The sequence below is a fragment of the Nitrospirota bacterium genome, assembly GCA_016178585.1.
Lineage (GTDB): Bacteria > Nitrospirota > Nitrospiria > JACQBW01 > JACQBW01 > JACOTA01.
In genome coordinates, this window is record JACOTA010000035.1 from 21,579 (window position 1) to 28,331 (window position 6,753).

Consider the following 6,753-nt stretch of genomic DNA (forward strand, 5'->3'; position numbering starts at 1 on the left):
TGTCGGCACACATTGTTCCCGAGGCATCAATTACCGTTCCGCTCCTCGGTCGGAACCTCGATGCGGATGGCCCCGGACTATTTTATTTCCAATCTTCACAATTCGAGTTCATTTTCTAATCATCCTATCGAGAAGTTTCTCTATAAATCTTGGCGCAATACGACTCATCCAGTAAACCAGACTTGCCTTTCCAACCCTAACTTCGTCCCCGTGTCCAACGATAGCGCTTAAGACTGCTTTTGCAACATCTTCAGGTGATAACTTCGCCGTCTTTAAATCCTGTGTAAAATCTGTTGCGACAAAGGATGGCAATACTTCGATAAATCGAAGGTCTTTAAGTTTTAAATTCCTCCGAATAGCTCGAAGATAGACATGTAGCGCGCTCTTTGAGGCCGAATAGGACGCCCATCTCCACGCGTTAGAGTAAGCCATCGCTGACCCAAGAAAAACAACTTTGGGGGCCAAGCTTTTCCGGAGCAAAGAAAGCATTTCAGCAGTTAGTTCCAACGGGATTATAAAGTTAGTTGCGATATGGTCTGTGATCTTCTCCAGATCGATCTCATCATCTTCAAAGTGACCGACACCTGCATTATTCACGAGAACATCAACACGGCCAAAACCTGCTTCTACGGTATTTCGGATGCGAGCGATGTCCTCGCGAATTCTCAGATCAGCCTTTAATACCTGAAGGCCAGGCAGACGATCTCTTGCCAATTGAAGTTTTGATTCATTGCGGCCCACGATCAAGACCTGGTAGCCACTTCCTGCAAGCAGCTTTGCAAGTTCAAATCCGATTCCTGAACCGCCTCCAGTCACTACAGCGTACTGTTTTGAGTCCAACATATCAATCCTCCTGACTTTTCATTAATTTATTCCATCTCTAGGATGGAAAACAGCGGCCAAACGCTAAAAGCAGTTTCGGCGATCCCCGTATACGAAGTTTTCTACGAATCAAAGCCCAGACAATATGGGTTTCTTTCCGAAGGAGTCTGAGCCAGGTGTCACTTTCAACCGTTACTTGGATATCGGCCGCTCCCTGATGACCCTCCTCGATTTGAATTTCCTGATTGCGAATAATCACGGTGGCCTTTCGTTCTTCCCTCCCTGTAAACGTCCAGTGATAAGTCGCTTCAAGTCCTTTGGCGCGGCCCCGTTGAAATACGAGTGGAAGTCCGCGCAGAAATCCTCCAATCGAAGTTTGACCCGAGAGGCCTTTAGCCACCGTCTTCACTTTTTTGTTAGGAAAACGTTTTAAGGCGTATTCCTCCGCGTCGGACCCAGGAACAACATAAATGGTTTCAGATTTTTCCTGGAGCGGTTTGAGAACACTTCCGACAAACTCCTTCCGATGGGTAAGAAATGGGGATATGACATCCTCTCCCGCCGGGCAGACCGCTATGCAGTAGGCGGCTTTATAATTGGCTCCAAATGAAAGACTTTGCCACATTGAAACCGTTTCTGCGTCGGACATCTTTTTTCGGTAATCTTTAACCGTTTTGCTTTCGACAATCTTCCCTACCCAATCGGTGAATCCACCCATGAATTCACGGTAGTTGTGTGTGTAGCAGGCGGAAAAATCGAAATGGCCGTCAGCGCCGATGGCTCCGGTGGGACACGCCGCCACACACAATTTACAGCTTAAGCATGGGTTATAATCAATGGGTTGAGAGTAAGTCTCAAGTTCAGTGTCTATGAGAACCGTTCCAAGCAGGATGAAGTTGCCGAACTTAGGATGGATCACATTTCGATGAATTCCCATCTGGCCTATACCGGCCGCAACAGCAATCGGTTTGTGGGAGAGAATCCACATTTTCCCGCCCCAAAGGTCGGCCTCCATTGGAAATCCGGCCGCTCCTCCGTTCATCGCCCGAATTCCCTCGGCTTCCATTTTCTGTACAATGTTACGCGCCACTTCGTTGACCTCATCGGTTGTATGATGAAATTCGAGATTCGCGACGGATCGTGCCGGAGTCCGAATATTCTCCCGGTTCATTCTGCAAGCGAAACTGATGAGGGTTCTTGCAGGTGGAAAAACCGAGAGAATCTCATCTTTCTGATCCGAAATTTCTGGCCGATTAACTTCAACAAATCCGACGTCATCTGCACCGGCATCCAAGCACAGCTGACGAAGCCATGCCGATTCCTTTTTGATAAGGCTGCCTGCAGGAGAATTAGCTCCGCCTCCTTTGTAAAATTGCTTTACCGTTGGGTGATCATCGAGTTGCGACACTTATTCCTCCTTTCATTCGATCTCATATAGATGTATATACATATATTAAACCAAAAAAAACCAACCCGTTCATTCCAGTTCCCCCAGCAAACGCATGAGATCATCATATTTCCTTAACGAGAGTTTTTGTTGTAATCTTTCCTGCGCGCTCTCCCAGTTTGGTAAAGTCGAAATAAACTTCTTCTTACCAGCCTTCGTAAGTCCGACCAGGCGTTCTCGGCGGTCTAATCCGGGCCGGGTTTGAAGCAGACCCTCTTCAATTAAAGGCTTCAACGTTCGCGTCAATGTCGTGGAGTCGAGGGACAAAACGGCCCCTAGCCTCCCCTGGGCGATCTCCCCGGCTCTTGAAAGCGCCATCAAAAGAGTAAATTGGCTTAACTCAAGCCCCGTACCCGCAAGTTCTTCGTCATAGAGCCTGGTGACGAGTCGAGCGGCCCTTCGTAAATTGGCGCAGGCACAGGGCAAGGCAAATCGGTTTTTTTTTGGACTTAACGATTCTTTTTTCATTACAGTATATGTATATACATCTTTATTGAAAATGTCAAGAAAAATGAAATTTCTTATAGAGAGAGCTTTAAAGCTTTCGCATTGTACCTTGCTTTCCATATGCTCCTCCTTGCTGTGGCGTCATGGCCTGACCTTCAACTGCATAATATGGCGACGCGTGCCTGCACGCCCCGTCTCACAGAAACCCGCTTCTTCAAACATAGATACGAAACCCATGAAACGATAGCTTGGGGAGTCTGGGTCTACTGGGTAAGCTTCGACAATCGACGCACCGTGTGCCCGGGCATGCTCGACTGCGGCTTTGACAATACGTCGCGTAATGCCTTGACCCCGAAGCCGCCGTACAACAAAGAAGCACGCAATCGACCAAATACCTTCATCGGCGCTGTCATCGTCTACAAGCCGTCGATAGGTAGATCGCGGCGCCACTGAGCACCACGCGACAGGTTCTCCATCCATGTATCCCAACAGCCCGATTGGAATTCCGGCGGAGACGCGCCCCGCAATCGCCTCCTTGCGACTCACCCCGTCTTTGTGCTTTGCCTCAGCCGGCGTTTCTCTCCAGACCATGCACCAGCAAAACTTCGGGCCACCGCGACTTTCAAATAAGCGCTCGAAGTCCGCCCACCGGCTGGCATTCACCTCGCGAAACACGAGACGGTCGATTTCAGTGTGATGATCCATTCGATGCACAATGATTAAGTTTAGGCTCCCGAAAATTCGTAACTGAAAGAGAACGGAACGGACTCACTGGTGGCGACGTAACTCCCCTTGCCAACAATGCCCGCCAACTCGCCGGTACCCGAGCCAGGGACGATGGACCAAGCGCTGCGCGCCCCGCCACTATCGTAGGTGCCGACATGCTGAATGATAAAGCTGCCGGATTTACCCGCTACAACCCCTTTAACCCACTCCATGCCGACAAAGCTCGCCGTGCCATTGGCCGCATGGGACATAAGGAATTCAACAAAACCTTCTCCGCTGATGTCACCTTGATATGCTAGAGACACTTTTGCCCGAGTTAGCTTTGCCCCGCCCTCGAACTCTTGATAAGGCTTTTCATCCCAGCTTATAACTTTAAATGTGCAGTTCGCTTCTCTGCTCATAGTGCGGAAGAGTTGTCGCTTAAAAAATTAATATCTGATTTTTGGATAGTAACAAATCGAATTACAAATGGCAATTCTATCCCAAAAACGATAGAAAGTTGCATTGCGAGCGAAGTAAAGCAATCTTGCTATCTTGAACCACGATCGCCACGCACCCGACAGGTGCTCGCGATGACAAGTAAAACAAGGAATTACAAATAATTCGGTATTTAAAACAAAAAAATAAAAACTCCAACCCATTCATCCCGCCGACTGGAAATAACGCTTTTTCTTTTTTACCACCGCCTTTTCCGGTTTGAAAGCAAAATGATTAAAGCATACGAAAAGGGAAAGCTTACATCCACTGCTCCATCAAAAGCCGAGCTTCAAAAATTCCGGATTGTTAGCCTTCTTTGATAATATGAGTCAACGATACATTTTTCGGAACCGCCTCGGTAACATTTTTTATGAGGCACTTCGGCGGATTGACAAATTTAAAACGCCTGTTATACTCAATTTAATTAATTAATTAAGGAGTAAAACGATGGAAAAATTGCTTAAAAATCGGTTTCTGGTTTTAGGATTACTTTTATCCTCTGTATTCTTTCTTTTAACCCTTCCGGCTTGCGGTGGCGGTGGAAGCAGTGGGGGAAGCCTTACCACGGGAGTCTCGCTTTCCGGGACAGCCGCCTCTGGGAAACCGGTTATCAATGCCACCATTACTGTGAAAGATAAAAACGGAACTCAAAAAACAGGAACTACCGATAGTACGGGAAAGTACACTATTGACGCTACTGGCCTGACGGCTCCTTTTCTTTTAAAAGTCGATCTTCCCAATACCACTTCGCTTTACAGTATCGGGGGGCAGACCGGGATCGTGAATATTCACCCCTTTACCGATATGATCGTCCAGAATTGGTATACTGTTCAAGGTAAGACTATTGCGGCCGCGTTTGCTGACCCTGTAGGCAACCCTCCTCCAACCGCTACGGAAATTAAAGTCATTGCGTCAGTGGTTAAAGAGGTTATTCAATCCTGGCTGGTCAGTAACAATATTGACCCGGCGGCTTTCGACCTGATTTCAACTCCATTTACCGCCAACAGTACAGGGTTTGATAAAATATTGGATCAGACAACCGTTGCCTCGAACGTCATTACCATCACCGATATGGCAACGACCTCCTCTCTGACCTCCACGGTTAACGTCAATACCTCTACCAGCAGTGTTTCATTTAACACAACGACTACAGTGGGAAGTACAACCTCTACCAGTATCACGACGGCGGTAATTCCTACCACATCTGCCGAGCAGACGGCTTTAAACGGAGTGAGTGCGATGTTTAATCAGTTTGCATCGGTGGTCAATACCAAAGGAACCGCCCTAGTAGATACCGATATGATCGGATTTTATGACGCCAGTTATTTAAATGAAGGATTGAATGCCACGATTGGAGCCGGAAGAATGGCGAGTGATATGCGTGGGGCGACCCTGAACTCATTAATCGTTGATAAAATTCTTAGTTATGATGATATCAATAAAGTTGTTCGAGTTTACGGAAAGGCTTCAACAACTCAGAATGGGGTAACATTAGCTAGTTATCTCAATGATGTGGGAGATAAAAGGGTCATCGGGATGCAATTTAAAAAGCAGAACGATGGGACCTGGCGTTTCTTTGGAAATCAAAAAAATGCGAGGGCTGATGTTTCTACAAAGATCGAAACCCGCTATGAAGATCCAGCTATTTGTAATACCTGTAGCGGCGTTTTCAAGACATTGGATCTTCAGGTCAGCGCTTTGGTCAATACCGTTTCTTCGGCAACAGCCACGGGTCCAATAAACGGAACCACGTCGACCTACACCCTGACAACTTACGGAAACCCGCCGGTGTCTACGACATACAATCCGACACCCTCCTCCACTAGTACGATTCAGGAAGACCAATACGACTATTTCACAACCTCAACCTCTTTGACCTTTCCTCCAGTCGGAACAGTTTATACCTTCGCCGTGAATTTTTCGACGAGCCCATCCGCGTCATACACGATTGATGTGCCGGCAACCACTGGCGAGGCCATTTCGATGAGCGGTATAACCGGTCATGCCCTGGCGGATGCCAAACTGGGCCTGCCGCTGACCGTGAATTGGACCCTCCCAACCACTTTTTCGGTAAAATCTGTGTCCCTCTATGGATTTATCGATAATGGCGCCGCTGGCCGATGTCAGGTACCCAATGTAGATTTTCCGGTAACCTCCACCACCGGAAGCATTACCCTTCCAACAACCTGTAACGGGACAACGATTACCGCAAGTGCCACCCGTGCTCCCGTTCAGTTGAGTGTGAGAATCATTGGCGTTCATGGGGAGGAGACAACGGCATCGTGGGCGTTTCATTAATAAAACGTCCGAAAGGTATCACCTCCATGGGTGAGGACATTTAGGAATATCCCGGGCCCAAAGTCAATATTGACTTTGGGCCCTTTTATTTCGGGTGGTCTTTCCATGCGGGCAAGGTTTGCATACGTGCCCGCGCACCTCTTTCTATCTCAGCGTACAGCGTTTTTGGGTAGTAAAAAACCAAATTATAAATAGCAATTTTATCGCTGATATTTATATGATGATTCAGGTAAAACATTCAAAATTTCTCCGATGTTTCTAACGCCTCTTTTGAGAGGAGATTTCGAGTATCGGACGAGTCTTATTCAGATCTAAAAAAATAAATATTGACAGGCGCCAGGGGTGTGAGACAAATTTATGGGTAAATATTGACTTTCCTTTTTTTTTTGGCCTATTATCTGATTGTTATATAACAATCAGATAAGGAGGTCCCATGGAAAAATCTCTGGAAGAGCTCGAAGCCCAAAGACAAGGCCTCTATCGCCGGATCGAGGCGCTTGGAGATTTCCGGCCTGGTATGATCTCGGTCAACTACC

The 6,753-nt window shown here is 47.3% G+C and carries 6 protein-coding genes; 1 reads left to right on the plus strand and 5 read right to left on the minus strand.

Annotated elements, in window-relative coordinates:
• Positions 1-108: 108 nt before the first annotated feature.
• The 5 genes from HYR79_06350 to HYR79_06370 form a co-directional block, all read right to left on the minus strand.
• On the minus strand, positions 109-843 hold the full coding sequence (locus HYR79_06350; protein MBI1821315.1) for an SDR family NAD(P)-dependent oxidoreductase: 735 nt from the start codon (positions 841-843) through the stop codon (positions 109-111).
• A gap of 37 nt (positions 844-880) precedes the next feature.
• On the minus strand, positions 881-2,230 hold the full coding sequence (locus HYR79_06355) for an SCP2 sterol-binding domain-containing protein (protein ID MBI1821316.1): 1,350 nt from the start codon (positions 2,228-2,230) through the stop codon (positions 881-883).
• A gap of 69 nt (positions 2,231-2,299) precedes the next feature.
• Positions 2,300-2,737: a MarR family transcriptional regulator gene (locus HYR79_06360; GenBank protein ID MBI1821317.1), complete on the minus strand. Its 438-nt coding sequence runs from the start codon at positions 2,735-2,737 to the stop codon at positions 2,300-2,302.
• Between the two features lie 120 nt (positions 2,738-2,857).
• The gene (locus HYR79_06365) at positions 2,858-3,421 is read right to left on the minus strand and encodes a GNAT family N-acetyltransferase (protein ID MBI1821318.1); all 564 of its coding nucleotides are present in this window, start codon (positions 3,419-3,421) and stop codon (positions 2,858-2,860) included.
• Between the two features lie 20 nt (positions 3,422-3,441).
• Positions 3,442-3,843 carry a DUF3224 domain-containing protein gene (locus HYR79_06370; GenBank protein MBI1821319.1) on the minus strand — a complete coding sequence of 134 codons (402 nt, stop codon included), beginning with the start codon at positions 3,841-3,843 and terminating at the stop codon, positions 3,442-3,444.
• 523 nt (positions 3,844-4,366) lie between these two features.
• On the opposite strand from HYR79_06370, the gene HYR79_06375 reads away from it, so the two are divergent.
• Complete coding sequence (locus HYR79_06375) at positions 4,367-6,217, plus strand: hypothetical protein (GenBank protein ID MBI1821320.1); 1,851 nt, start codon at positions 4,367-4,369, stop codon at positions 6,215-6,217.
• Positions 6,218-6,753 lie beyond the last annotated feature (536 nt).